The following is a 25071-nucleotide window of genomic DNA, read 5'->3' as shown; positions in this document are numbered from 1 at the left end:
CCCCCCCACATTGCACGGGCGGCGTTTATTTCCCGTAATACTCGCGGAACCAGGCGACGAATTGCGCGATCCCGTCGCGGTAATCAGTGCGCGGGGAATACCCTGTCAGCCCCTGCAACAGGCTGGCATCGGCCCAGGTGGCGGGCACGTCCCCCATCTGCATAGGCATGTAGTTGCGTTGTGCGCGAATACCCAGCGTGTCCTCGATCGCGTCGATGAAATCCAGCAGCCGGATCTTTTCCGAGTTGCCGATATTCACCACGCGCCACGGCGCCACCGGCGACAGGCTGTCGCCCTCGGGCACCTCGGCTGAGGAGGCCGGGCGCACCGGCACCGCGTCCATCAGCAGGCGGATACCGCGCACAAGATCGTCCACATAGGTGAAATCGCGGTACATGTCGCCGTTATTGTAGATGTCGATCGGGCGACCATCCAGGATAGCGTCGGTGAACTTGAACAATGCCAGGTCCGGCCGCCCCCAGGGGCCATAGACCGTGAAGAAGCGGAACATCGTCGTTGGCAGGTTCCACAGATGCGCATAGGCATGGCCCATGCTTTCGTTTGCCTTCTTGGTGGCCGCGTAGATCGTCAGTTGCGTATCGGCCTTCTCGGTCTCGGTGAACGGCATGTCCTCGTTCGCGCCATAGACCGACGAGGTGGAGGCCATCAGCAGGTGGCGCACCTTCAGGCGGCGCGCGGCCTCCATCACGTTGAAGGTGCCAATCACGTTCGCGTCGATATAGGCACGGGGGTTTTCAAGGCTGTAGCGTACGCCGGCCTGGGCGGCCAGGTGCACGATTTCCTGCGGGTCGCAAGCCTCGATCGCGGCGTCCAGCGCGGGTTGATCCTCCAGCATGGCCTCGGTCGCGGTAAAGCCGGGGTAGCCTTTCAGGATTTCGTGCCGTTTCTGTTTCAGACCGACATCGTAATAATCGGTCATCCCGTCGAACCCGTGGACGGTCACGCCCTCTTCCAGCAGCAGCCGGGCGAGATGAAAGCCGATGAACCCGGCTGTGCCGGTGATGAATACCCGTCGCGTCATGCGGAATTGCCCTAATTGTAGTGGTATTTGTAGCCGCCGTAGTAACCGTATTTGTGGCCGTAATGGCCATAGCGGCTGGCCGAGGCATCGAACTGGGTGAGGATGGCGCCGGACAGCGTCACGCCGCTATTGGCCAGGATTTTGCGTGAGGATTGAATCTCGGCCTTGGTGGTTTCCAGGTGTTTGATCACCAACAGCGACATGCCCGTCGCCTGGCCGATAATGCCCGGATCGGTCACCGCCAGCACGGGCGGGCAATCGACGACGACAAGGTCGTAATAGCCTGTTGCCTCTTCCATCAGTTTCTTGAACTGCGGGGCGGTCAGCAGGTCGGCGGGGTTGGGCGGGTAGCTGCCGGTGGGGATGAAATCCATCCCCGTTTCGGGGTCGGTGACCAGCACCTCTTCGATCCCGGCGCGACCGGACAGCAGGTCCGACAGGCCGGCGTGCCTGCGGGGCAGGCCGAACTGTTTGCGCAGCTTGCCCTTGCGCAGGTCCGCGTCAATCAACAGCACGCGGTTGCCCGCCTGTGCCGATACGATCGACAGGTTGAGCGAGATGAAGGATTTCCCCAGGCTCGGCGCGGGCGAGGTGATCATCAGGCTTTTGTTGGGGGCCGTCGCAAGCGAGAATTGCAACCCCGTGCGCAGCCCGCGCAGGGATTCAACCACGATGTCGTTGGGCTGCGTGCGGGCCAGCGAATACAGTGCGGTGTTGGTGTCGTCCGTGCGCAGCCCCTCGACACGATTGACCGTTGCGAACAGGGGCAGGCCCAACTCCTCGATAGAGCGGCTGTCGTCGATGCCCCGGCGCATGAAGTTCAGGCCAAGCACGGCCAGAACGCCCAGAAACAGCCCCCCCAGCAGCCCGGCCACGATCGGCGTGCGGCGATCCGGCCCGATGCGCCGGGACCGGACGGCCGGTTCCAGAAGGTTGATGTTGCTGACGGCGCTGGCGCGCACGATGTTCAACTGCTCGGCCCGGCTGGACAACTGGCGCTCGATCTCGATCGAGCGTTCAAGCTTTTGTTGAAGCGCCAGGAGCTGCTGTTCGATGGGCGGCAGTTCGGCGGACTCTGCGCGCAGCTCTTCCAGCCGTTCCTCCAGCCGTGCCTTGCGGTCCAGCAAGGTGCGGTATTCGGGGTGGTTGGGGGTCAGCCGCTTGGCCAGATCCTCCTCGCGGAAGCGCAATTCCTCCAGATCGGCCTCGATGCCGACGATGCGTTGCAGCAATTGCTGCGACCCGACGGTCAGGTCGCTGACATCGTTTTCCTGCCGAAAATCGGCCAGTTCGGCCGCGGCGGCGGCGGTCTGGGCGCGCACTTCGGGCAACTGGGTTTCGATGAAGGCAATCGATCGGTCGATTTCCGCCGCACGGCGGTTCAGCGTCTGCCGCTGATAGGATCGGACGACGCCGTTGACGATCATGATCGTCAAATCGGAATCCGTGCCCTGGTAGGAAAAATCTGCGATCCCGCTATTGCGCGGCGGGCGCTCTCGCACGCTCAGCCCAGAGCGCGCGGCGGCGACGGCTTGCAGCTTGTTGCTGCGCCAAAGGGTGAATTCCCGCCCCGGCGGCACGTCCAGCTGTGACAGCCGGAAACGAAAGCCGGGGGCCAGTTCAACGATTTCGCCGACCCTGCCGCTGACCGGTTCTCGCTTGGGAAGGTTGGCGCTGAACGCGCCCTCGCCGGTGACGACAATCCTGGCCCTGCGGTTGATAAGGTGATCGTCCACCTCCAGCAGGTCCAGTTCGTAGGCGTCGCCGTGGCGCGTATAGCCGGGCAGGATCCAGTTGGGCACCTGCGGCCAGGACCGCCGCACCACCATATGCCCGATCACCGGAAAGCGCTGCGGCTCCAGCCGCCAGTCCAGGTTCAGTTCATCCGCCACCGGCCCCAGCGTGAAGCTGGATCGGATGATGTGGGTTTCGGTGGTGATCTGCGCCAGTGACAGATTGCCAAAGCGCTCGCCGACCAGGATTTCGGGCAGTTCGATGCCCTGCGACCGACGCTCGATATGAACAAGCGCGCTGGCGGAATACTTATCCGGGGGCAGTTGCCCGCTAAGCGTACCCAGGGCCAACCCGACCAGCGCGCAAGAGGCCACCAGCCATTTCCGGGCCAGAATCTGGGTTCCCAGATCGGCCAGGTGGAATTCGTTGCCGTCGTCCTCGTCGGGGATGGTGGGGTTGGGAGTGTTCGTCATGCGGTCATCTGCTTCAGGTGCCGAGTCCAGGACTGGGTGCACTGGGCGATGATTTCCACCGCGCGCTCATGCATGCCGATCGGTTGGCGATAGGGGTCGGGCACCTCGCGCGTGCTGTCGAAATGGCCCAGCAGGAAGGTTTTGCCCAGGAATTGCGGCCAGCGCGCTGCAATTTCCTGCCTGTGATGCGTTTCCATGACCAGGATCAGATCTGCGCCGCGCCCGATGACCTCGTCGAACTGGCGGGCGGAATGGGGGGCCATCACGATGCCCTGCCGCGTGGCTGCCGCGGCGCTGTCGGGATCGGTGTCCTGCCCCACCAGCGCATGCAGCCCGGCCGACCCGATGGTCATGCCGGGCAGTTCCATGCGCAGCGCCGCCTCGGCGACGGGCGAGCGGCAGATGTTTCCGGTGCAGACCGTCAGAACGCTTTTGACCATGTCATGTCCCGCTGCGCGTGCCCGGCGCCCCTTGGTCGTGGGCTTGCCGTGCGCGTTTCCTGTTCCGTTCGGGCGTGTGCAGCGCCCGGTTGCTTGTCACTGCCCGCAATGCATCCGAACGGTATTCCGGCCTCCGTTCCGCAGCAAGCATGCTATGTTCGGTATCCGTTACGGCCCGGTGCGGCAAGCCCTCTGTGGGTGCGTGGCCAGCCCGGCGCAGGTTTCGCAATAGGTGTTGCGCGTGCGGCGCGTTCGCGTGACCGGCGCGGCAATCTCACCCCCCTTTTTTGCGTTGACCGGGCCGGGCTGGAACACGGCTGTATGTCTGGCACGCTGCCGCGTTCGCGTTGTGTTATTGCCCGGTTAAATCGCGCATCCGGTCCAGCGCCGCGCTGAATCCCCACAGCGAGATCGGGATGGCAAAGCTCTCGCCGGTGCGGGTGATGCCGCGCACCTCGCCTTCGGCCCCGGCGCGCATCTTTCGCAGTTGCTTTTCGTCGAACCGCGCAAGAACGATACAGCCGTTCGACAGGCAGGTTTCAAAGGGGTAGGTCCCGATCTCGGTATCCTCGATCACGACGGTGACGCCCTCGGGCAGGCGCAGCCCGAAGGGGGTGATCATCACGCTGACCGCGTTGCCCTCGGCGTCGAAGCTGAGCGTGAAGACCAGGATGCTGCTGCGGCTTTCCTCGTGATTGACACGCTGGAGCATTTCGCAGACGCGCCCCTGCTCTTTGCGGGTTTCACATTGCACGGTCCAGTCCCGAAAGGTTTCGCGCAGGGCGTCGGGCGCGGTGTCCTGTTGGGCGGTGGCGGGTCCGGGCAGGGCGCCAGCCAGCCCCAGGGCAAGGGTCAGGGCGGGGATCGGGTGACGTGTCATGGGAACCTCTGTCTTGGCGTGGGACCGGCCCCGGCGGGACGAACCGGCTGTGCGCATGGTGGTCAATCGCGCGCGCCATGGCAATGGTCCGGTGACCTAGTCCGCGGCACCGTGGGGGAACAGGTTGCAATCGTGGCGCGGCAGGAAAAGCTGTGCCTTGTCGCGATCCGCGGCGCAGATGTCGCGCGGCTCGACGTTAAAGGCAAACGCGACGCCGTTGTCGCGCAGCGCCTTCAGCGTGGCGGCGTCGAAGGAATGAAAGCCGCCATAGGGGTGGGCATAGCTGCGTGTCCCGCTGCCGCAGATCGCGTCCAGGCAGGCGAAGCAATCGCCGATCTCGCGCTGCTGCTGGGCGGGGTCCAGTTTGCTCATGACCGGGTGGCTGACCGTGTGTGCGCCGATGGCCATACCGGCGGCGGCCATCTCGCGCAGCTGGTCGGGGGTGACGTAGAAACTGTTGCAATCGAAGGCGACGCCGAAATCGCGGCCCAGCGTGTCGATCACCTGGCTGCGGCAGTTTTCGTCGATGAAGTAGTTCAGCAGGCGCTTGACCTCGGTCACGCCGGGCCGGTTGGTCTGGCTGGTATAGGTTTCCTGGCGAAAGGCGGCGCGCCGGGCATGGGGGATCATGTCCTCGCTGACCAGGGCGCGCGTGCGGGCATAAAGTTCGGTGCCCTCGACCGTGCCGCACAGCAGGTGAATCCGGTGCACGTCCAACATCCGGCCTGTCGCGTAAGGCTGCGTCGACACGTAGAACAGCCCCCACAGGCCACGCGCGGCCAGTTCTGGAAAGACATGGGTATAATGGCACGACATCGCGTCGTCGAAGGTCAGGATCACCTTGCCGGGGATGTCCGGCATGCGCCCGTGCGCCAGGAAATCGTCCCATTCCGCGCGGGTGACGAAGCCGCCCTCTTGCGCGAAAAGGTCCAGTTGCCGGCGGAAATTGGCGATGTTGAGAAAGCGGAAATGGGGCCGTGCGGGATCGAACTCTCGCACATAATGATACATGATCGCCCTCATGTCCGCGGCTCCAGTGCGGGATTGACCACCAGGGGCGGGATGTCCGCGGCAAGCTGCCCGGCCATATAATCCTCGATCATGCCGTCGCGAAAGTTGCGGTACATCCGCGCGCAGGCCGCAGCGTCGAAATCCTTTTGCAGGTAAAGCCGCCCCGCCGCCGGATCGGGTTGGGGCATCTCTGCCAGGTCGTCGAAACGGGCCACAAGGTCGGCATAGACGCCGGTCATCTTGCGGATCACGCGGTTGCCGATGCTGTGCGGGCTGTCGCCCAGAACGATATCGGCGCGGATCTGGTGCAGGATGCGGCCGGTGTCGATCCCGGCGTCGATATGCATAAAGGTGGCGCCCACCATCTGCGGCCTGCCCTCGATCAGGGGCCAGACATTCGTGCCGCTGCCACGATACCACGGCGACAGGCCCAGGTGCACGTTCAGGAACCGCCCGTCAAAATGGTCCAGCAACGCCCCCTTGATCAGCGAGGCGCCGTAGCAGACCAGCAGGTCGGGTTGCAGGTCGATGATGCGCGCGGCCTCTTGGGGGGTGTTGATCGCGCCCTTGGCAATCCGGTGCGGGTGGGAACGATCCTCCAGCCCGGCTGCGATCTCTCCGAAGAAATCGGCCTCGGCCTGATCGCGTGCGGCGACGTGCCAGCGTTCCAGGTCGCTGGCATCCGGCCGCGCCTGCGTGCGGGCGGCCAGGCTCTTTTCCGTTCCCTCACACACCGAGGAAACCACTGTGAAACGGGGATCCTGCGCCATGCGCAGCCGAAAGTAGCGATGGCGCAACTCGTCCCCGGTCAGGATGACGATCCGCTTCATGCGTCAAGCCCGGACAATGCGGTGCGTGCCGGGCCACGGGTCGGCGATAAATCTTGGAAACGCAGCGTGGGCCGTGTCATGGATCCGGATAGCGACCTGTTTCTGAAATACACGCAACCCATGCCATAGTTCGAAAAGCGATACCACCACGTCGTGACAAGGCACGGTTGCGTTTACAGCGTTGCGGTGGTCGATGCTGATGCGCGGCGACGGCGCGGATGCCCCATGTCACCGGCAAGACCGGGGGGGGCGATCCGCAACAGGCGCTGGTGGCGAAATACATGATCTGCGGCGCGGCGGATGACATTGCGCAGAATTCGCAGCGGGCGCCTGGCCCCGGCAACGCATCACGCCAGCGCCGGGTGTATATCTGTCAGGGAAGGGATCTGGTGGAGCCGAGGGGAATCGAACCCCTGACCTCGTCATTGCGAACGACGCGCTCTCCCAACTGAGCTACGGCCCCGGTGCGCGCTGATGTGGCCCATGCGCGGTGCGATGTCAAGCGCCCAACGTTACGTTCTGGCGCACGAATGCCTCGATATCCGCGGCGGGGCGGGCGCCGGTTAGGCGGGCAACCTCGCGCCCCTTGTGGAACAGGATCAGCAGCGGAATGCCACGGATGTTATAGCGCACAGTGGCGTCGGGGTTGGACTGGGTATCCACCTTGGCAAGGCGGGCGTGGGGGGCCAGGGCCTTGGCAGCCTGGGCGAATTGCGGGGCCATCATCCGGCACGGCCCGCACCACGCGGCCCAGAAATCGACCAGCAGGGGCAGGTCGTCGGACTTGGCGCTTTTCTCCATCGTTCTGAAATCGATGTCGCGGACCTTGCCGTCGGTCAGCTTGGCCCCGCAGGTGCCGCATTTGGGGGCGGCGCCTAGCTTTTCGGGGGGCACGCGGTTGGTGCTGCCGCAATCGTGGCAAACAAGCTTCAGTCCGGCGGTCATGGCGCCCTCCAAGTATTCGTGTGTTTGAATATATTGTCTTGCGGGCGTCACCTTGCAAGGGCAAATTGTGCCCATGACCAACGCTGACACCGATCACCTGCGCCCCTGGGCCAGCCTTGACCCGGCCGAGCAGACGCGCCTGCGCGAAGCCTATGCCGCCGATCCGTTCTGCCTGACCGGCACCTGTTCGCTGGAGGCCAAGACCGCCCATTTCACCGCCTGGCTGGTCGAACGCGGCGTCGCGTTTACGCCCGAGGATCTGCACCCGAGCCGGGCGCGCTAGGGTTTTCCATGTGCGCTGCCGTGCTAGGCTGACCCTGACCGTCAAGGGGAACGCCGATGCAATCGAAACGCCTGTGGACCCTGATCCGCCTGTCCCGGCGCCTGTGGGTGCGGGCGGCGCTGATCGCGCTGCTGGCGATCCTGGCTGCCGTTGCCGCCGCGCTGTTCGACCCGATCATTCCCGCCGCCCTGGCCGCGCGGATCGGGGAAAACGCGGTGATGCCGGTGCTGAACGTGCTGGCCTCGTCCATGCTGGCGGTCACGACCTTTTCGCTGTCGGTCATGGTGTCCGCGCATCAGCAGGCCTCCAGCCAGGTGACGCCGCGTTCGCATCGGTTGTTGCTGGAGGATACGACGACCCAGACGGTGCTGGCGACCTTTCTGGGGGCGTTCATCTTTGCGCTGGTGTCCATCATCCTGTTCCGGGCAGAGCTGTATACAGGCGCCGGGCCGGTGGTGTTGTTCCTGTTCACGGTGCTGGTGGTGGGTCTGGTCGTGCTGGCGATCCTGCGCTGGATCGACCACCTGTCCCGGCTGGGCAGCGTGGATCAGACCATCGCGCAGCTGGAGGGGCGGGCGCGCGCAACCCTGGCGCAGACCCGTGCCGCCCCCAGCCTGGGCGCGCGGCCCCTGTCCGGCGCCGATGCGATCCCGCCTGCGGCCCGGCCGGTGCCCGCGCCGCGCGGCGGGCATGTGCAGTTCATCGACATGGGCGCGCTGTCCACAATTGCAGAGCGGGAAGGCGCGGAAATCTACATCGCCGCCCTGCCGGGGGATTTCATCGTGGCGGGCATGCCGCTGGTCCATGTCCTGTCTGCCGGATCGCCCGAGGCAGAGCCGATCCAGGCGGCCTTTGGCGTGCAGGCGCTGCGCAGCTTCGATCAGGACGCGCGGTTTGCCCTGATGGTGCTGGCCGAGATCGCCTCGCGCGCATTGTCGCCGGGGCTGAACGATCCGGGCACCGCGATCGATGTGATCGGCCGGTTGGAACGGCTGTTGGCCGAATGCGACCCGCCGGCGGACGAGGTGCGCTATCCCCGGCTATGGGCGCGCGCCATCACGGCGGATGAACTGGTGCAGGGGGCCTTTGCCGCCATTGCGCGGGACGGGGCCGGGCTGGCCGAGGTCGCGCAGCGGCTGGTCGCGGCGCTGCACACCCTGCGCGCGGGCGACGATCCGGGGCTGGCCCGCGCGGCGCAGGCGATGACGTCCCGCGCCCTGGCCCACGCCGAACAGGCCCTGGTGCTGGAGGAAGACCGCGCCGCCCTGCGGGCGCAGGCGCGGCTGCCCGCAGGGCAGGGGGCCTAGCCGACCACCCGCAGGCTGGGGCGCGTGCCGCGCTGGCCCAGCATCGCGGCGACCAGTTCGCGGCCATTGCGCGTCGGTTGGCCCTGTGCATCCAGCCAGCCACGCCGCCGGGCGGTGGCGATGGGGTTTGTCGGGTCGCCTTCGTGCCGGGCAATGGCGATCAGGCGGCGGGACAGCTCGCGATGGGTCATGGATTTCCTCCCTTTGATGATCCTACGCGGAAACGGTCTGCGCGGTTCTGTCGCAGTGCTCACAGCTGCGTGAGGGTCGCAAGGGTTGCACGAGGGGCGCGCATACAGCCGAATGCAGGGCTTGCCGGGGGCGGGGCGCGGCGTAGACTGGCCCCATGACCGCGCAAGAGATCATCCAGGCGCTGAACCTGTCGCCGCATCCAGAGGGCGGCTGGTATCGCGAAACATGGCGTGCGCCCGCCGAAAACGGTGCCCGGCCCGCGGGCACGGCAATCCACTATTTGCTGGAGGCCGGGCAGCGCAGCCACTGGCACCGGGTCGATGCGGATGAAATCTGGCATTTCCACGCGGGCGGCCCGCTGGAACTGCGCATCGCCGCCGATGCGGCGGGACCGGCGCGCGCGCATCTGCTGGGGGCGGATCTGGGCGCGGGTCAGCACCCGCAACTGATCGTGCCCGCCCATCATTGGCAGGCGGCGCGCCCCCTGGGCGACTGGGTGCTGGTCGGCTGCACCGTCAGCCCCGGTTTCCTGTTCGAGGGGTTCGAGATGGCGCCGCCCGGTTTCGATATCCCCGGACCTGCCGACGGCTGAGGCGCCGCCGGCGCGCACCTTATTCCGCGGCCGCGGCCATGTCCTCGACCGGGGGGCAGGTGCAGACCAGGTTGCGGTCGCCAAAGGCGTTGTCCACCCGCCCCACCGGCGGCCAATACTTGTCCACCCGGAAAGCGCCCGGCGGGAAACAGCCCTGTTCGCGGCTATAGGGGCGGTCCCAGTCGGCGACCAGATCCTCGACCGTATGCGGGGCCTTCTTCAGGGGATTGTTGCCCTTGTCGATCTTGCCCTCGGCGATCTGGCGGATCTCTTCGCGGATGCCCAGCATCGCGGCGATGAAACGGTCCAGTTCGGCCTTGGTCTCGCTTTCGGTGGGTTCGATCATCAGGGTGCCCGCGACGGGCCAGCTCATCGTTGGGGCATGAAAGCCGCAATCGATCAGCCGCTTGGCGATGTCGTCCACGGTCACGCCCGCGGTATCGACGAAATGGCGCGTGTCCAGGATGCATTCATGGGCGATGCGCCCGTTCTGCCCCGTGAACAGCACATCATAGGCGCCCTCCAGCCGCTTGGCGATGTAGTTGGCGTTCAGGATTGCCACCTTGGTCGCCTGGGTCAGGCCCGCGCCGCCCATCAGCAGGATATAGGCATAGCTGATCGGCAGGATCGAGCCCGAGCCATACCGCGCCCCGCTGACCGCGCCGCTTTCCCCTTGCGCCGGATCGCCGGGCAGGTGGGGCGCCAGGTGCGCCTTGACCCCGATCGGTCCCATGCCGGGCCCGCCGCCGCCATGGGGAATGGCAAAGGTCTTGTGCAGGTTCAGGTGGCTGACATCGGCGCCGATCTCGCCCGGTTTGACCAGCCCCACCAGGGCATTCAGGTTCGCCCCGTCCAGGTAGACCTGGCCGCCGAATTCGTGGGTGATCGCGCAGACCTCGCGCACCGTCTCCTCGAACACGCCGTGGGTCGAGGGGTAGGTAATCATGCAGGCGGCCAGGTTTTCACCCGCCTTTTCGGCCTTGGCGCGGAAATCGTCCAGGTCGATATCGCCGTTTTCCGCCGATTTCACCGCCACCACCTTCATCCCGACCATATGGGCCGAGGCGGGGTTGGTGCCGTGGGCAGAGGTCGGGATCAGGCAGATGTTGCGGTGCCCCTGACCCTGTGCCTTGTGATAGGCGCGGATCGTCAAAAGGCCCGCATATTCGCCCTGCGCGCCGGAATTGGGCTGCATCGACATCGCGTCATAGCCGGTGATCTGGCACAGCTTTTCCGACAGGTCGGTCAGCATCTTGGCGTACCCCTCCACCTGGTCGGCGGGGGCCAGCGGGTGGATGTTGGCGAATTCCGGCCAGGTGATCGGCATCATCTCGACCGCGGCGTTCAGCTTCATCGTACACGACCCCAAGGGGATCATCGCGCGATCCAGTGCCAGGTCGCGGTCGGCCAGACGGCGCATGTAGCGCATCATTTCCGTTTCCGCCCGGTTCATGTGGAACACCGGATGGGTCAGGAAATCGCTGGTCCGAACCATCCCGTCGGGCAGGCGGTACTGTCCATCGCCGCCGGTATCCTTGCGGTCGATGCCAAAGGCGCGCCAAAGCCCCTCGATGCTGGCGGGCCGGGTGGTTTCGTCCAGCGAAATTCCCAGCTTGGTCGTGCCGATCTTGCGCAGGTTGATCCGTTCGGCCAGCGCGGCCTTGTAGATGACGCCCTGCATCGGGCCGACATCCACGGTGAAGGTGTCGAAGAATTCCGCCGGTTCCACCTTGAACCCGGCCTCTTCCAGGCCTCGGGCGGTGCGCACGGCCTTGCGGTGGATGCGCTGTGCGATGGCGCGCAGGCCCTTTGGCCCATGGAACACCGCGTAGAAACTGGCGATCACCGCCAGCAGCGCCTGCGCCGTGCAGACGTTGGAGGTCGCCTTTTCCCGGCGGATATGCTGTTCGCGGGTTTGCAGCGACAGGCGATAGGCCTTGTTCCCGCGCGAATCCACGGACACCCCGACGATGCGGCCGGGCATTGCGCGTTTATACAGGTCGCGGCAGGCCATGTAGGCGGCGTGCGGCCCGCCATAGCCCATTGGCACGCCGAACCGCTGGGTCGAGCCCACGGCGATATCGGCGCCCATCGCGCCCGGTTCCTTCAGCACGACCAGCGCCATCGGGTCGGCCACGACGATGCCCAGGGCCTGCGCCTCGTGCAGGGCGGCGATGGGGGCGGTGAAATCGCGGATATGCCCGTAGGTGCCGGGATACTGGAACAGCGCGGCAAAGACCTTCTCGGGTTCCAGATCCTCGAACGGATCGCCCACGATCACCTCGATCCCCAGGGGTTCGGCCCGGGTGCGCACCACCGCGATATTCTGGGGGTGGCAGTTTTCATCGACGAAGACGGCCTTAGCCTTCGATTTCGCCACCCGCTGGGCCATGGTTACCGCCTCGGCGCAGGCGGTGGATTCATCCAGCAGCGAGGCATTGGCAATCTCCAGCCCGGTCAGGTCGCTGACCATGGTCTGAAAGTTCAGCAGCGCCTCTAGCCGGCCCTGGCTGATTTCCGGCTGATAGGGGGTATAGGCCGTGTACCAGGCTGGGTTTTCCAGGATGTTGCGCTGAATCGCCGGGGGCGTGACCGTGCCGTGATAGCCCTGCCCGATCAGCGTGGTGAAGGGTTTGTTCTTCTTGGCGATCTGCCGCATGAACCACAGCATCTCGCGTTCTGATTTCGGTGCGCCGAAATCCAGCGCCTCGGCCTGGCGGATGCTGGCGGGTGCGGTTTCGTCGATCAGTTCTTCAAGGGTGGTCAGCCCCAGCACCTCCAGCATCTCGACCATTTCCTCGGGCGAGGGGCCGATATGGCGCCGGTTGGCGAAATCGTAGGGCAGGTAGGTGCTGGGGGTGTAAGGCATGTGTCGATCCGTTTACCCGATGAATTTCTTGTAGGCGCTTTCGTCCATGAACTCGTCCAGGGCGGCCATGTCCTCGATCTTCATCTTGAAGAACCAGGCCTCGCCCAGGGGGTCGTCGTTCACCTGACCGGGATTGTCGGGCAGCGCCTCGTTCACCTCGATGATCTCGCCGTCCAGCGGGGCCAGGATGTCGGACGCGGCCTTGACGCTTTCGATCACCACGACCTCGTCATCCTTGGAAACGGTCGTGCCCGCCTCGGGCAGTTCGACAAAGACGATATCGCCTAACTGCTCGGCCGCGTGTTCGGTGATGCCGACGATGACCAGATCGTCCTCGACCCGCAGCCATTCATGTTCTTCGGTGAATTTCATGTCGATGTCCCTCAACGTTTGTAGCCCTGTTTCACGAATGGCAGGGCGCAGACCGTGACGGCCAGGCGCTTGCCCCGCAATTCGCCCCAAAGTGTGCGCCCATTTCCCGCCAGATCAACCGGCACGTAGCCCATGGCGACCGGGCCGCCCACGCTGGGGCCGAACCCGCCAGAGGTGACCGTGCCCACCGGCGCGCCGCCGGTTTCGCTGGCATAAAGTGGCGTGCCCGCCCGCATGGGCGCCCGCCCCTCGGGGCGCAGCCCCACGCGCAGGCGGTCCGGCCCCTTTTCCAACTCGCCCAGGATGCGGTCGGCGCCGGGGAACCCGCCCGCCCGGTCGCCACCGTCGCGGCGGACCTTTTGGATGGCCCATTGCAAACCGGCCTCTACCGGGGTGGTGCCGGTGTCGATGTCGTTGCCGTACAGGCACAGCCCCGCCTCCAACCGCAGGCTGTCGCGCGCGCCCAGGCCGATGGGTTCGACGGCCTCATCGGTCAGCAATGCGCGAGCCAGATCGGCGGCGCGGTCGTTCGTTACCGAAATTTCGAACCCGTCCTCACCCGTATAGCCAGAGCGTGAAACCCACAGCGGCCCGAAATCGCTGTCCAGAACCGCCACGTCCATGAACCGCATCGCCGCCGCGCCGGGGGCCAGCGTCTGTAGCACGCGCTCGGCCTCGGGGCCTTGCAGGGCCAGCAGGCCGCGATCGGTGATTTCCTCGATCTCGCAGATGTCGGACAGGTGGGCGCGCAGATGGGCGATGTCGTCTGCCTTGCAGGCGGCGTTGACCACCAGGAACAGGTCGTCGCAGCGGCGCGCGACCATCAGGTCGTCCAGGATGCCGCCATCGTCAGCGGTGAACATCGCATAGCGCTGCCGCCCCTCTGCCAGCCCGGCGATGCTGACCGGCACCAGCGTTTCCAGCGCCAGCGCGGCCTGCGCCGGAGCGCCCGATTTTGCCCGGATCGTGACCTGTCCCATGTGCCCGACATCGAACAGCCCGGCCCGCGCGCGGCAGTGCAGGTGTTCCTTGAGCACGCCCAACGGGTATTGCACGGGCATTTCGTATCCCGCGAAGGGCACCATTTTCGCGCCCAGTTCACAATGCAGATCGTATAGCGCGGTGCGCTTCAGTTCCGGCATGCCGCCCCCCTGCGCCGGACGCTGCTGCGCCCTGGCATCGTTTCCACGGCGGCACGATGCCGCCAGACCGATGCCCCCTCTGTCCTTTCGCCTGAGATCGCTATCCCTTCGGCGGGCGCGCCTGCGCCTCTCTCCAGAGTCTGTCACACGTCCGCGGTCCTGTGGCCTGAGAGTTTACCGGGGCGGTTGCTCCTTCGGCACCGGCTTGCGCCGGATTCTCCCGTGAACGTGCGCCGACACATAGGCCAAGCCCGCGCGTGCGGCAAGGGCTTGCAATCGGAGCCGTGGGCCGCGATTTGTGATGCCATGCAGGATCCGTTCTTTTTCGGCTATGGCTCGCTGGTGAATCGCGCGACCCATGCCTTTCCGCGCGCCATGCGCGCGCGCATCACCGGCTGGCGCCGGGCCTGGCGGCATACCCATCTGCGCGAGGTCGCCTATCTGACCGCCGAACCCGCGCCGGGTACGGTGATCGAGGGGCTGATCGCCGCGGTGCCGGGGCATGACTGGGATGCGCTGGATGCCCGCGAACACGCCTATGACCGGCACGCGGTGGGCCATGCGGTCCAGCACGCGGCGCCCGCCGCGCTGGACGTTCATATCTATGCCGTGCCCGACAGCCATTCCGCACCGCCGGATGTGACCCACCCGATCCTGCTGAGCTATATCGACGTGGTGGTGCAGGGCTATCTGCGGGAATTCGGCCCCGAGGGCGCACGCCGGTTTTTCGAGACGACCCACGGGTGGGAAGCGCCGATCCTGAACGACCGCGCCGCCCCACGCTATCCGCGCCACCAGGCCCTGAGCGGGGAAGAGCGCCGGTTTGTCGATCACGAGCTGGGCAAGCGCGCGGTCAACGTGATCGAACGGGCCTGACGCGCCCAATCCGGGCGGGGCGCGACGGGGACCGTTCCGACATGGGTATTTTTCCCAAGAATAAGGGAAAGCGCGCGCGATTTCCCGGCCGCGCGCGCTGGTCTGCGTGGTGTCAGCCCAGCATGAACTGATAGCTGGCCGGTACATAGCGGTAGCCGCTATCGCGCGCCTCGACAAAGCCGATGCCGGGGAAGGGCATGTGGTAGCCGATAAAGGGCACCTTGTCGGCGGCCATCATGCCCAGCATGCGCTTGCGCGTGGCCGCGGCCATTTCCTTGTCCCGGTCGTACAGTACCTCCCATTCGGGGTGGGCCAGCGACCAAACGTAATGGTTGGCGAAATCGGCGCCCAGCACCAGCTGCGCGCCATCGCTTTCCAGCATGTAGGCCATGTGGCCCGGCGTATGCCCGAAGGCCGCCATCGCGGTTACGCCAGAGGCCACCGCGCCGCCATCGTCCAGGAAGGTGGTCTTGTCGGCCAGCGGGCGAACCTTGGCCTCGAACCCCTCGTTGCCGGACATGTCCCAGGCGTCGAATTCCGTGGCGCCCGTGTAATAGGCCGCATTGGCGAAGGTTTCCCCAGCCTCGCCCGACAGCCCGCCGATATGGTCGCCGTGCATGTGGGTGATGACCACCTTGTCCACCTGGTCGGGGCTGTAGCCGGCGGCGGCCAGCGCATCGGTGATGCCGGCCGGGTTCAGGCCGGTGTCGAACAGGATCAGATCAGACCCGGTGTTCACAACCGTCGGTGTAAAGAAGAATTGCGCCTTGTCGGTGGGGATCATCGCCGCCGCGGACGCCGCGGCGAAGGTTTCGGGCGTCACGTTCAGGCCAAAGATCTTTTGCGGCTCTGGCACGGTGCGGGTGCCTGCCAGCAGTGTCGTCACCTCGAACCCGCCCAGGCGGAAGCGGTGATAGGGGGCCATCCCGGCGCCCATCATCGGGGCGGCGGCGCGGGCGGGGCTGCCCATGGCGGCGGCCAGCGGCACGGCGGCACCCGCCGCCAGCGCCTGGCGGCGCGTCAGCTTGGTCATCGGTTCTCTCCCTGTTAGTTCCCGGCGAAAATGGTAGCCGACGGCGCGCCGCTTTCCATTTCACGTCCCTGCGAGGATGCGCAGACGGTGTGCGTCTATTCCCACCAGCGGTCCACGCTGGCGATATCGGCGTCCGACCAGCCGAAGTGATGGGCGAATTCATGCACCAGCACATGGGCCACCAGTTCGGGCAGCGGCACATCCTCGCGTTCCACCCATTCGTCCAGGATCGGGCGGCGGAACAGCCAGATTGTATCGGGGCGGTCGGGCTGATCCAGGACCGAGCGTTCGGTCAGCGGGATACCATCGTAAAGGCCCGTCAACTCGAACGCGTTGTCGATGCCCATCTCTGTCAGGATGTCGTCGGGGGCGAAATCCTCTACCCGGATCGCCACGGCGCGGGCGGGGCCGCGGAACGGCTCTGGCAGGGCCTCGCGCGCCTCATGCGCCATGGCGGCGATCTGGTCCAGGCTGGGCGGCAGAGGGGCGGCATCGGCGCGTGTCATGCCCCCCATATGGACAAAACCGTGCGTCTGTGAAAGAGCGTCCCGCGAATAGGAGGCATCCCATGACCACCGTCACCCGTTTCGCGCCCTCGCCCACCGGCTATCTGCATGTCGGCAACCTGCGCACCGCGCTGTTCAACTTTCTGATCGCCCGCAAGGCCGGCGGCACGTTCATCCTGCGGCTGGACGATACCGACCCGGAGCGGTCGAAACAGGAATATGTGGACGCCATCAAGGAAGACCTGGACTGGCTGGGCCTGACCTGGGATCGGGTGGAGCGTCAGTCGGAACGGCTGGACCGCTATGCCGCGGCCGCCGACACGCTGCGCGACAAGGGGCGGTTCTACGAATGCTTTGAAACGCCGACCGAACTGGACCTGAAACGCAAGAAGCAGCTGAACATGGGGCGCCCCCCGGTCTATGACCGCGCGGCCCTGGCCCTGTCAGAGGCGGAAAAGGACGCGCTGCGCGCCGAGCGGCCGGGGCATTGGCGGTTCCTGCTGGATCAGGAGCGGATCGAGTGGGCCGATGGCATCCTGGGCGATGTGTCGATCGACGCGGCCAGCGTGTCAGACCCGGTGTTGATCCGGGGTGACGGGCAGGTGCTGTATACCCTGGCCTCGGTCGTGGACGACACGGAAATGGGTGTGACCCATGTCGTGCGCGGGTCCGACCACGTCACCAACACCGCGACCCAGATCCAGATCATCCGCGCATTGGGCGGCAGCGTGCCGGATTTTGCGCACCATTCACTGCTGACCGGCCCGCAGGGCGAGGCGCTGTCGAAACGGTTGGGCACCCTGTCCCTGCGCGACCTGCGCGCACGGGGGGTAGAGCCAATGGCGCTGCTGTCGCTGATGGCGCGGCTGGGATCGTCCCGGCCGGTGGAACTGGCCGCCGACATCGACGAGTTGGCCGAGGGCTTTGACATCGACAGCTTTGGCGCGGCGCCGACCAAGTTAGACGAAAACGATCTGATGCCGCTGACCGCCCGTCACCTGCATGGCCTGCCGCTGGACGCGGTAAAGGGTGAAATCGCCGCCCTGGGCGTGCCCGATGAACTGGCCGAGCGTTTCTGGTCGGTGGTGCGCGAGAATATCGAGACGCGCGCCGACATGGCCGACTGGTGGGCGCTGTGCCGTGACGGCGCAACGCCCGAGATCGACGAGGCCGACCGCGATTTCGTGGCCGAGGCGCTGACCCTGCTGCCCGAGCCGCCCTATACGGATGCGACCTGGGGCGAATGGACCGCCGCCGTCAAGGAAAAGACTGGGCGCAAGGGCAAGGGCCTGTTCATGCCGCTGCGCAAGGCGCTGACCGGGCGTGCGCGCGGCCCCGAGATGGGCGACCTGATGCCGCTGTTGCAGAAGAAGCCGGGCTGAGGCGCCGCCACCCCGGCGGCCCGCCGGGGACCAGCCGTTTCAAATGGGTATTTTGACCAAGAAGAAGTGGCATCGCGCCGTTCCGGTGCGACGCCTGGACACTGCGGTCGTGTTTGGCGCGTCGCGGGGCGGGGTTTGAACGGGCTTGGCCTCGGCGCGCGGGGGTGGCACTCTGCCCCGCGCGAGACAAGAGCCAGAGGCCCGATGCAGGATATCCTGACCGTCACCCTGAACCCGACCGTCGATCTGTCGACCGGGGTCGGCCATGTCGTGCCCAACGAAAAGCTGCGCTGTGATGCGCCGGTGACCGATCCGGGCGGCGGCGGGATCAACGTGTCGCGCGCGATCCGCCTGCTGGGCGGCGAAAGCCGCGCGCTGGTCGCCCTGGGCGGGCATAACGGCGACAAGCTGCGCGCCCTGCTGGAGGGTGAGGGCATCCGCCTGATCCCGCTGATGGCGCCGGGGGAAACCCGGCTGAGCCTGGCGGTCACCGATGGCGCCAGCGGTCAGCAGTATCGTTTTGTGCTGCCGGGGCCGGAATGGAACGCCGCCGGGTTGCGGGCGATCCTGGCGGCGATCACCACGGCGGTTCCGCATACGGGTTATGTCGTGATCTCGGGCAGTGTGCCCCGGGGGCTGCCGGACGATTTCACCGAACGGGCCTGTGCCAAGCTGGGCGCGCGGGGGGCGCGGGTGGTGGTCGATACCTCGGGGCCGGCGCTGGCGCGGGTGGCGCGCGGGTCCGATTGCCCGCCCTTTGCGCTGCGGATGGACCAGCGCGAGGCCGAGGTCATGGCCGGGCGCCCGCTTGCGGATCGGGCCGACAGCGCGGCCTATGCGGGCGAACTGGTGGCCGCGGGCGTGGCTGACGTGGTGATTGTTGCGCGGGGCGCCGATGGATCGGTGCTGGCGGCAGAGGGGGTGCGGCTGCATGCCGCGGCCGCGCAGGTGCCCGTGCGATCCAAGGTGGGGGCGGGCGACAGTTTCGTGGGCGCCTTTACCCTGGCCCTGGCGCGTGGGGCCGATCTGGCGCGCGCGTTGCAGTGGGGCGTGGCGGCGGCCAGCTCTGCGGTAATGACCGATGCGACGGCGCTGTGCACGTTGTCGCAAACAGAGGCGCTGTTCGATCGCTGCCCCGTCACAGAGCTGAACTGAAGGGGCTCAAACCCCTTTCTGGCATGCCCCGGCGGCGGTCTTGGCCCGGGGTTCGGGGTGGTCTGAGGGGCGGGAAATAGCCCTTCTTTTCGTGCTGGCGTTATGCAATTATCCGCCCAAAGTTGTTGTTGCCGAGAGAGCGCCATGAAAGACCAATCGCATTACTCCGAGAGCGCAGCCACGGGGTTCGTGGCACGTCGTGTGACTGTGGCGACCGATGCGGATCGCCGGGCGCATGTCGTTCAGTGGATTTCCAAGCATCAGAAGAAACTGGCCGCGGGCCTGGGGTCGGTCGTGATGGCGCTGCCTCTTGTCGCGCAGGCGCAGGGCACCGGCGAGTTGGTGAACGTTTCCGATATTGCCGGTGTCCAGGGGGCAGAGTTGATGGCTGATGGCAGCCTGCAACTCACCCTGGAGAACGGCCGTGTCCTTTCGATCGCCGCGCAGGATGTCGTGGTCGGTGCGGGGGGGCGCGCTGCAGATCAGCGCCGCCGCCGCCGAGATCGTGGCAGAGATGGCCGCCCTTGGGGCGGCGGGCGCGGGGGCTGGGGCCGGTGCGGCCGCGGCCGCAGGCGCCGCCGGTCTGGGCATCGCGGCTGTGGCCGGGGGCGGCAGTGACGGCGGGGGGCAGCCGCCGCTTGTCGTGCTGAATGCCGCCGATGTGGATGGTGGCCCGCTGCTGGAGGATATCTTTGGCGAAAACCCCGACCCCGATGCCGACCGGGTCATCGTCACCCTGGGCGAGGATGAGGATGCCGTCGATGTCGAGGCCGTGAAGGATCTGGATGGCAACTGGTCGCTGCCCGCGGACTTCACCGATCGGGAGGGTGAATATAACGTCACCTACACCGCGCTGGATGACGGTGGCGACGAGATCGAGACGGGCGATGGCCGCGTCCTGCTGGACCAGACGCCGCCGACGATCACGATCGACGGCCCGCTGGCCGTGGATGACGTTCTGAACGCCGCCGAGCAGGGCGAAGACCTGACCCTGACCGGCACCACCGATGCCGAGGACGGGCAAGAGGTCACCGTTACCCTGAACGGCGTGACCTACACCACCACCGCCGAGGGGGGCACCTGGGAAATCACCGTGCCCGCCGCCGATCTGGCTGCGCTGCCCGATGGGGATACCCTTGGCGTGACCGCCGATGTGTCCGATGCCGCAGGTAACCCGGCCGCCACGGCGCTGGATTTCCTGGATGCGGATTTCACCGCGCCGACCGTCGCCATCGACACCGTGTCCGGCGACGACAAGCTGACCAAGGCCGATGAGGCCACCGGCTTCGACATCACCGGCACCACGGATGCCGAGGATGGGCAGGTCGTTACCGTCACCTTCAACGGCAGCACCTACACCACCGCTGCTGCTGGCGGGGCGTGGACGGTGACCGTTCCGGCCGCGGATTTCGCCGGGCTGGACACCGGCGATACGCCCCAGGTGACCGCCGCCGTCAGCGATGCCGCCGGTAACCCGGCGACCGCCGCCACCCGCACGCTGAACGTGGATCTGACCGGGCCGACTGTCGCCATTGACGTGATTGAGGGCGATGATGTCGTCAATATCGCCGAGTTTGAGGATCGCGTGCAGGTTTCCGGCACCGCGACCGGGGCCGAGGGGCAGATCGTGAACCTGACCTTGGTTGGCCCTGGTCAGGATGCGTTCGGTGGGACCACGGTCGTCGATGGCGTTTGGAGCGTGACGTTCAATGCGGTTGGTGGACTGACAGACGGTGCCGAGTATACGTTCACGGCAAATGTCACCGATGCCGAGGGCATCCCCGCGCCCGAGGTCACGCGCGCCTTCACCACCGATTTCACCGCGCCTTCGATCACGATCGACACGCCGATTTCCGAGGACGGTGTGCTGAGCGGGGTCGAGCAGGGCGAAGGCCTGACCATCACCGGCAGCACCCCGGATCAGACCGGGCTGGCGGTCACGGTGCACGGCCAGACCTATGACGGCGACGACATCACCTATGATGGTGACGATTGGACGCTGGTGATCCCGGCCGCCGATCTGGCCGGTCTGCCCGATGGGACCACCATCGACGTGACCGCGGATGTCAGCGATGCGGCGGGCAACCCTGCGCCGCAGGCGACCGCCGGCTTCGACACGGATTTCACGCCGCCGACCATCGCCATTGATACGATCTCGGGCGATGACAAGCTGACCCGCTTCGACCAGACCAACGGCTTCGACATCACCGGCACCACCGATGCCGAGGATGGCCAGCAGGTCGTCGTCACCTTCGAGGGGACGGACTATTTCGGGCTTGCCGCGGGCGGGGCTTGGTCCGTGACCGTGCCTGCCGCTGATCTGGACGGCCTGGAAACCGGCGACACCCCCACCGCCAGCGCCGTGGTCAAAGATGCCGCCGGCAACCCGGTGGCCGCCGCGGCCACCCGCACGGTGGATGTGGACCTGACCGGGCCGACCATTTCGGTCGATGCCGTCACTGGCGACGATGTCATCAACATCGCCGAAAGCGGATCTGACGTGACGATTTCGGGCACCGCGACCGGCGCCGAGGGACAGACTGTCACCGTTCAGGTGATCGTTGCGGGGCCCAGCGTGGTTCTGACCGATACTGCCACCGTTACCGGCGGGGCCTGGTCGGTCACGCTGCCCGCGGCCACCGCCGCGGCCCTGCCGGATGGCGGCGGAATGAACGTCTGGGCCGACGTCAGCGATGCCGAGGGCACGCCTGCCCCGCGCGCGGTGCACCCCTTCACCACGGACTATTCGGCGCCCACGGTGACGATCGACACGCCGATTTCCGGCGACGATGTGCTTAACGTGATCGAACAGGGGCAGACACTGGACATCTCTGGCACCTCCACCGCCGAGGATGGCCAGATCGTCACCGTTACCCTGAACGGCGAAACCTACACAGGCTCTGTCGATGGCGGGAACTGGTCCGTTTCGGTGCCGCCTGCCGATCTGGCCGTTCTGGCCGATGCGGATACCGTCAGTGTCACCGCCGACGTGGACGATGCGGCCGGTAACCCCGCGCCGCAGGCGGGCACGACCTTCGATACCGATTTCACCGCGCCCACCCTCACAATCACCGATCTGGCCGGGCTGACGGCCGGTCAGGAACTGACCGCCGGGGCGCTGGTGGACGGCACCGGCACCGATCTGCCGGCCCTCGCCGTCAACGGAATCTCGGACGCCATCGGCCAGACCGTGACTGTGACGATCGGCGCCCTGGTCGAAACGGCCGTTGTTCAGGGCGACGGAACCTGGGTCGTGAACGCCACGCCCGATGACCTGCGCGGGGAACTGGACGGGCTGTCCAGCTTCTCTGTTCAGGCAGAGGTTGCGGACCCGGCCGGGAACACGACCGACAGTTCGCTGAACCTGGACGTGAACCTGAACCTGCCGACGATCGAGATTACCGACCCGGCCGAGGGGCCGATCACCCTGGGCCTGGATCAGGCCGAGGACGGCTATCAGGTGTCCGGCACCACGACCGAGGTGCCGCAAGGCGCCATCGTCACGGTCGCGCTGGACAATGGCGGCCCCAGCGGTACGGGATCCGTGCAGGCCGATGGTACCTGGACGGTCATCTTCTCGGGCAAAGACATTTCCCCGCTGGCTGACCAGACCGGCTATACCGTGACGGCCTCTGTCTCCAATGGCGACTGGCCGCTGGATGTCGAGGACAGCTTTGCCGCCAATACCGATTTCGAGCCTGAAATCTCCTTCGTGCCGTTCCCGAACGATGGCGTCATTCCGGTGGCCGATCTGGACCCCAACGACACCTCTATCGACGGTACGACCCGCGGGGTCGAGGACGGGCAGGACGTGACCGTGACCATCTACGATGAGGATGGCGCGCTGTTCTACACCGGCACGACCCAGGTGCAGATCGATGGAACGTGGGAACTCTTCCTGCCCCCGGCCACGGTAGAGGCGTTCGAGGCCGGCCAAAGCTATGACGTAGAGGCCGATGTCAGCAACGCGTCGGGCCGGGCCGCCGTGACCGCCGAGGAAACGGCGATCATGTATGAACCGGCGGCGAACCTCATGGTGGCCCTGTCGGGGTCTACGACGGAACTGACCGGGCTGATCTATCTGGATCCGCGGACCGAGCTGCCCGACGATAACGGGTACGCGTTGGGCGAAACGTTGACCTTCGATCCGGCGCTGTTCGCCTATGATGACACGTCTGACGGCTATACTCCGCCGCTTTTCGGACTTACCAACGAAAGCCAGGCGGCGACAGGTGAGGTCGTGTTCGGTGGGTTCGGGGTTCTTAACGGCTTCGACCCCACGGATCCGCTGGTTTATTTCCGCGGGTTCGAGCCGACCCAGGATGTCGGCGTGATCCAGTTCGATGTCGAAAGCACCGAGGGCGGCAATTACAGCGCCTTCGCGGGCACAGCTGGTGACGACACCATCGTCGCCAACAATGTCGATGCGGCGATCTACGGCGCGCGCGGCGACGATGCGATCGACGTGTCCGGTGCGGGCGTGAACACCCTCATCTTCGACGTCAACGCGATCATGAACGGCTTTGATACCGTGACAGGCTTCTCGCTGGACGGGGCCCTGCCCGACCGGATCGGGTTCAACGCGTTGCAAAACGACTCGCTGCGCGGCGCGGGCACCCAGTTCGAGATGTTGGCCACCGGCGATACGGTCGGCGCCGATACCGGGCTGATCGTCTTTACCACCGCGCTTGCCGATTTTGACGCGGCCACGGTAGAGGCGGCCGCCGAAAGCCTGGCCGGCCTGAGCGATGGCGACCGCCTCTACTTCATGGCGTCCGATGGAACCGATACGCAGCTGTCGCGGCTTGAGATTCAGGCCGGTGAGGTGAGCGATATTCAGGATCTGGCGCTGTTCAGCGGGTTGGGCGATCTGTCCACGGCGAGCGATGTCAACTTCCTGGGCTTCGACGCATACGCCACGACTTGATCGGCGCCGCCCCCGCCGGGGGCGGTAACCGGACAGGCGCGGGGCGACCCTCGCGCCTGTCCCAGGACGTGACCGGAGCAGCCAGATGAGCACAGACGACCCCGCGGGGACCGCATCCCGCGCCGACGCGCCCGTGCCGATCAGCCCCGAGCGCCACGGCGCCCGGTTCTGGCGCCGGTTCACCTCTTTCGATTTCGCGCGGGCCTGGCGGATGGTGCCCGTTGTGCTGGGCGAACATGAACAGGTCGCCGCCAGCCTGCCGTTCTTTTTCGTGCGGACCCATGACGGGCTTTGGCCGGTGGCACTCTTGCGGCTCAGCGCGGCGGGGCCCTGTGCGCTGGTGGCGCCGAACGGAACCTGGCGCGGCGCTTATGTGCCCTCGATTCTGCGGGTGCATCCCTTTACCGCCCGGCGCCGTGGGGATGGGCAGATGGTGCTGCTGGTGGACGAGGCCAGCGGCCTGGTCACCGACGATCCGGCGGATGAGGCGTTCTTTACCCCGCAGGGCGACCCGGCGCCGGTTCTGGAAAAGGTGATCGACTTTTTCCGTACCCGCGCGGGCGCGGAAACCGACACGCGCGCGGCGATGGCCGAAATCGCGGCGCGCAAGCTGCTGATGCCGTTCGTCCCGCCCCAGGGCTTGGGCGACCTTGACGCGACGGGCCTGCTGGTGCCCGATCGGACCCGGCTGGCGGCCCTGGCGCGCGCGGATATCGCGGCGCTTTATCGTTGCGGTGCGTTGGGGCTGATGCAGGCGCAGGCGGTGTCGGTGCATCACCTGGCCTTTCTGGCCTCGGCCGAGGCGCAGCTTTCCCAGGGGGATGCCGGGGCGGCCACGCAGCAGGCTGCGGCGCCGACATCCGCGCCAACCGATGCGGCGGTTTCGGGGTTCCTGGATGCGGTGGCCGCGGCGCACAGCCTGGACATGGGCAGCATTCCCGGCCCGCAGGGGCGCGACGATGGGTCCGACCAGGCTGACGATGCCGAGCCCCCTTCGCAAGGGCAGGTCTGATAGCGTATGACAGGGGAAACGGGGGGCGACCCGAAACGGGCAGGCCGCATGTTGGCCGCCCTCGCGGG

Annotated in this window: 21 protein-coding genes, 1 tRNA gene and 1 riboswitch; of the genes, 8 read left to right on the top strand and 14 right to left on the bottom strand. The window is 66.4% G+C overall.

The features are described from left to right. Nucleotides 1–25: 25 nt before the first annotated feature. The 8 genes from EV656_RS01145 to trxC all read right to left on the bottom strand — a co-directional run bounded on the left by EV656_RS01145 (nt 26) and on the right by trxC (nt 7355). Nucleotides 26–1042 carry an NAD-dependent epimerase/dehydratase family protein gene (locus tag EV656_RS01145; RefSeq protein ID WP_132598607.1) on the bottom strand — a complete coding sequence of 339 codons (1017 nt, stop codon included), beginning with the start codon at nt 1040–1042 and terminating at the stop codon, nt 26–28. A gap of 11 nt (nt 1043–1053) precedes the next feature. Beyond that, nucleotides 1054–3249: a polysaccharide biosynthesis tyrosine autokinase gene (locus EV656_RS01140; protein ID WP_132598605.1), complete on the bottom strand. Its 2196-nt coding sequence runs from the start codon at nt 3247–3249 to the stop codon at nt 1054–1056. After that, nucleotides 3246–3689 carry a low molecular weight protein-tyrosine-phosphatase gene (locus EV656_RS01135; RefSeq protein ID WP_132598603.1) on the bottom strand — a complete coding sequence of 148 codons (444 nt, stop codon included), beginning with the start codon at nt 3687–3689 and terminating at the stop codon, nt 3246–3248. Before EV656_RS01135 ends, EV656_RS01140 begins: the two co-directional genes overlap by 4 nt. A gap of 352 nt (nt 3690–4041) precedes the next feature. After that, on the bottom strand, nt 4042–4569 hold the full coding sequence (locus EV656_RS01130; protein ID WP_165918911.1) for an invasion associated locus B family protein: 528 nt from the start codon (nt 4567–4569) through the stop codon (nt 4042–4044). A 96-nt stretch (nt 4570–4665) separates the two neighbouring features. Next, nucleotides 4666–5592 carry a polysaccharide deacetylase family protein gene (locus tag EV656_RS01125; RefSeq protein WP_132598599.1) on the bottom strand — a complete coding sequence of 309 codons (927 nt, stop codon included), beginning with the start codon at nt 5590–5592 and terminating at the stop codon, nt 4666–4668. Beyond that, the gene (locus tag EV656_RS01120) at nt 5589–6410 is read right to left on the bottom strand and encodes a formyltransferase family protein (protein ID WP_132598597.1); all 822 of its coding nucleotides are present in this window, start codon (nt 6408–6410) and stop codon (nt 5589–5591) included. Before EV656_RS01120 ends, EV656_RS01125 begins: the two co-directional genes overlap by 4 nt. Before the next feature lie 387 nt (nt 6411–6797). Beyond that, nucleotides 6798–6873: transfer RNA gene (locus EV656_RS01115), tRNA-Ala, on the bottom strand. 35 nt (nt 6874–6908) lie between these two features. Next, nucleotides 6909–7355: a thioredoxin TrxC gene (trxC, locus tag EV656_RS01110; RefSeq protein WP_132598595.1), complete on the bottom strand. Its 447-nt coding sequence runs from the start codon at nt 7353–7355 to the stop codon at nt 6909–6911. 73 nt (nt 7356–7428) lie between these two features. On the opposite strand from trxC, the gene EV656_RS01105 reads away from it, so the two are divergent. Together EV656_RS01105 and EV656_RS01100 are read left to right on the top strand one after the other, a co-directional pair. Further along, the gene (locus tag EV656_RS01105) at nt 7429–7638 is read left to right on the top strand and encodes a hypothetical protein (RefSeq protein ID WP_132598593.1); all 210 of its coding nucleotides are present in this window, start codon (nt 7429–7431) and stop codon (nt 7636–7638) included. A 56-nt stretch (nt 7639–7694) separates the two neighbouring features. After that, nucleotides 7695–8945, top strand: a complete 1251-nt coding sequence (locus EV656_RS01100; protein ID WP_132598591.1) for a DUF2254 domain-containing protein — start codon at nt 7695–7697, stop codon at nt 8943–8945. Here the strand turns inward: EV656_RS01100 and EV656_RS01095 are convergent. Continuing rightward, on the bottom strand, nt 8942–9136 hold the full coding sequence (locus tag EV656_RS01095; protein WP_132598589.1) for a hypothetical protein: 195 nt from the start codon (nt 9134–9136) through the stop codon (nt 8942–8944). The two genes, EV656_RS01100 and EV656_RS01095, sit on opposite strands and share 4 nt — an antisense overlap. Before the next feature lie 155 nt (nt 9137–9291). Between EV656_RS01095 and EV656_RS01090 the strand changes: the two genes are divergently transcribed. Beyond that, entirely contained in the window at nt 9292–9729 is a 438-nt protein-coding gene (locus EV656_RS01090; protein ID WP_132598587.1) for a cupin domain-containing protein, read from the top strand. A gap of 19 nt (nt 9730–9748) precedes the next feature. Here EV656_RS01090 and gcvP read toward each other — a convergent pair whose 3' ends face one another. From gcvP to gcvT, 3 genes are read right to left on the bottom strand one after another with little or no spacing between them, the layout of a single operon-like run. After that, nucleotides 9749–12598, bottom strand: a complete 2850-nt coding sequence (gene gcvP / locus EV656_RS01085; protein ID WP_132598585.1) for an aminomethyl-transferring glycine dehydrogenase — start codon at nt 12596–12598, stop codon at nt 9749–9751. 12 nt (nt 12599–12610) lie between these two features. Next, a complete protein-coding gene (gene gcvH, locus EV656_RS01080) occupies nt 12611–12970 on the bottom strand; it encodes a glycine cleavage system protein GcvH (protein ID WP_132598583.1) in 360 nt (119 codons plus the stop codon). Nucleotides 12971–12981: 11 nt separating this feature from the next. Then, nucleotides 12982–14112 (bottom strand): glycine cleavage system aminomethyltransferase GcvT, encoded by a 1131-nt coding sequence (gcvT, locus tag EV656_RS01075; protein WP_132598581.1) that lies wholly within the window; start codon nt 14110–14112, stop codon nt 12982–12984. Between the two features lie 144 nt (nt 14113–14256). Further along, nucleotides 14257–14345, bottom strand: a riboswitch (glycine riboswitch). 73 nt (nt 14346–14418) lie between these two features. Between gcvT and EV656_RS01070 the strand changes: the two genes are divergently transcribed. Next, the gene (locus EV656_RS01070) at nt 14419–14988 is read left to right on the top strand and encodes a gamma-glutamylcyclotransferase family protein (RefSeq protein ID WP_132598579.1); all 570 of its coding nucleotides are present in this window, start codon (nt 14419–14421) and stop codon (nt 14986–14988) included. 112 nt (nt 14989–15100) lie between these two features. Here the strand turns inward: EV656_RS01070 and EV656_RS01065 are convergent, their stop codons facing one another. Both EV656_RS01065 and EV656_RS01060 read right to left on the bottom strand, forming a co-directional pair. After that, the gene (locus EV656_RS01065) at nt 15101–16021 is read right to left on the bottom strand and encodes an MBL fold metallo-hydrolase (protein ID WP_132598577.1); all 921 of its coding nucleotides are present in this window, start codon (nt 16019–16021) and stop codon (nt 15101–15103) included. Nucleotides 16022–16116: 95 nt separating this feature from the next. Beyond that, nucleotides 16117–16527, bottom strand: a complete 411-nt coding sequence (locus EV656_RS01060) for a metallopeptidase family protein (protein ID WP_132598576.1) — start codon at nt 16525–16527, stop codon at nt 16117–16119. A 62-nt stretch (nt 16528–16589) separates the two neighbouring features. Here EV656_RS01060 and gltX point away from each other — a divergent pair, with 62 nt between their 5' ends. The 4 genes from gltX (at nt 16590) to EV656_RS01040 (ending at nt 25003) form a co-directional block, all read left to right on the top strand. After that, nucleotides 16590–17909, top strand: a complete 1320-nt coding sequence (gene gltX / locus EV656_RS01055) for a glutamate--tRNA ligase (RefSeq protein ID WP_132598575.1) — start codon at nt 16590–16592, stop codon at nt 17907–17909. Nucleotides 17910–18113: 204 nt separating this feature from the next. After that, the gene (locus EV656_RS01050) at nt 18114–19064 is read left to right on the top strand and encodes a 1-phosphofructokinase family hexose kinase (RefSeq protein ID WP_132598574.1); all 951 of its coding nucleotides are present in this window, start codon (nt 18114–18116) and stop codon (nt 19062–19064) included. Between the two features lie 448 nt (nt 19065–19512). Then, complete coding sequence (locus EV656_RS01045; protein ID WP_165918910.1) at nt 19513–23991, top strand: Ig-like domain-containing protein; 4479 nt, start codon at nt 19513–19515, stop codon at nt 23989–23991. A gap of 85 nt (nt 23992–24076) precedes the next feature. Further along, nucleotides 24077–25003, top strand: a complete 927-nt coding sequence (locus tag EV656_RS01040) for a SapC family protein (RefSeq protein WP_132598572.1) — start codon at nt 24077–24079, stop codon at nt 25001–25003. Nucleotides 25004–25071 lie beyond the last annotated feature (68 nt).

Source organism: Rhodovulum adriaticum (assembly GCF_004345735.1).
Classification (GTDB): Bacteria; Pseudomonadota; Alphaproteobacteria; order Rhodobacterales; family Rhodobacteraceae; genus Rhodovulum; species Rhodovulum adriaticum.
This window is presented reverse-complemented; position numbering and strand designations above follow the sequence as displayed.

What these genes read in the sequence shown, in the direction of transcription:
- EV656_RS01060 (WP_132598576.1), bottom strand. Translation starts at nt 16,527, where the DNA reads ATGACACGCGCCGATGCCGCCCCTCTGCCGCCCAGCCTGGACCAGATC.
- EV656_RS01050 (WP_132598574.1), top strand. Translation starts at nt 18,114, where the DNA reads ATGCAGGATATCCTGACCGTCACCCTGAACCCGACCGTCGATCTGTCG.
- EV656_RS01135 (WP_132598603.1), bottom strand. Translation starts at nt 3,689, where the DNA reads ATGGTCAAAAGCGTTCTGACGGTCTGCACCGGAAACATCTGCCGCTCG.
- EV656_RS01090 (WP_132598587.1), top strand. Translation starts at nt 9,292, where the DNA reads ATGACCGCGCAAGAGATCATCCAGGCGCTGAACCTGTCGCCGCATCCA.
- EV656_RS01040 (WP_132598572.1), top strand. Translation starts at nt 24,077, where the DNA reads ATGAGCACAGACGACCCCGCGGGGACCGCATCCCGCGCCGACGCGCCC.
- EV656_RS01100 (WP_132598591.1), top strand. Translation starts at nt 7,695, where the DNA reads ATGCAATCGAAACGCCTGTGGACCCTGATCCGCCTGTCCCGGCGCCTG.
- EV656_RS01095 (WP_132598589.1), bottom strand. Translation starts at nt 9,136, where the DNA reads ATGACCCATCGCGAGCTGTCCCGCCGCCTGATCGCCATTGCCCGGCAC.
- EV656_RS01140 (WP_132598605.1), bottom strand. Translation starts at nt 3,249, where the DNA reads ATGACGAACACTCCCAACCCCACCATCCCCGACGAGGACGACGGCAAC.
- EV656_RS01145 (WP_132598607.1), bottom strand. Translation starts at nt 1,042, where the DNA reads ATGACGCGACGGGTATTCATCACCGGCACAGCCGGGTTCATCGGCTTT.
- gcvH (WP_132598583.1), bottom strand. Translation starts at nt 12,970, where the DNA reads ATGAAATTCACCGAAGAACATGAATGGCTGCGGGTCGAGGACGATCTG.
- gcvT (WP_132598581.1), bottom strand. Translation starts at nt 14,112, where the DNA reads ATGCCGGAACTGAAGCGCACCGCGCTATACGATCTGCATTGTGAACTG.
- trxC (WP_132598595.1), bottom strand. Translation starts at nt 7,355, where the DNA reads ATGACCGCCGGACTGAAGCTTGTTTGCCACGATTGCGGCAGCACCAAC.
- EV656_RS01125 (WP_132598599.1), bottom strand. Translation starts at nt 5,592, where the DNA reads ATGAGGGCGATCATGTATCATTATGTGCGAGAGTTCGATCCCGCACGG.
- gcvP (WP_132598585.1), bottom strand. Translation starts at nt 12,598, where the DNA reads ATGCCTTACACCCCCAGCACCTACCTGCCCTACGATTTCGCCAACCGG.
- EV656_RS01105 (WP_132598593.1), top strand. Translation starts at nt 7,429, where the DNA reads ATGACCAACGCTGACACCGATCACCTGCGCCCCTGGGCCAGCCTTGAC.
- EV656_RS01120 (WP_132598597.1), bottom strand. Translation starts at nt 6,410, where the DNA reads ATGAAGCGGATCGTCATCCTGACCGGGGACGAGTTGCGCCATCGCTAC.
- EV656_RS01070 (WP_132598579.1), top strand. Translation starts at nt 14,419, where the DNA reads ATGCAGGATCCGTTCTTTTTCGGCTATGGCTCGCTGGTGAATCGCGCG.
- EV656_RS01065 (WP_132598577.1), bottom strand. Translation starts at nt 16,021, where the DNA reads ATGACCAAGCTGACGCGCCGCCAGGCGCTGGCGGCGGGTGCCGCCGTG.
- gltX (WP_132598575.1), top strand. Translation starts at nt 16,590, where the DNA reads ATGACCACCGTCACCCGTTTCGCGCCCTCGCCCACCGGCTATCTGCAT.
- EV656_RS01045 (WP_165918910.1), top strand. Translation starts at nt 19,513, where the DNA reads ATGTCGTGGTCGGTGCGGGGGGGCGCGCTGCAGATCAGCGCCGCCGCC.
- EV656_RS01130 (WP_165918911.1), bottom strand. Translation starts at nt 4,569, where the DNA reads ATGACACGTCACCCGATCCCCGCCCTGACCCTTGCCCTGGGGCTGGCT.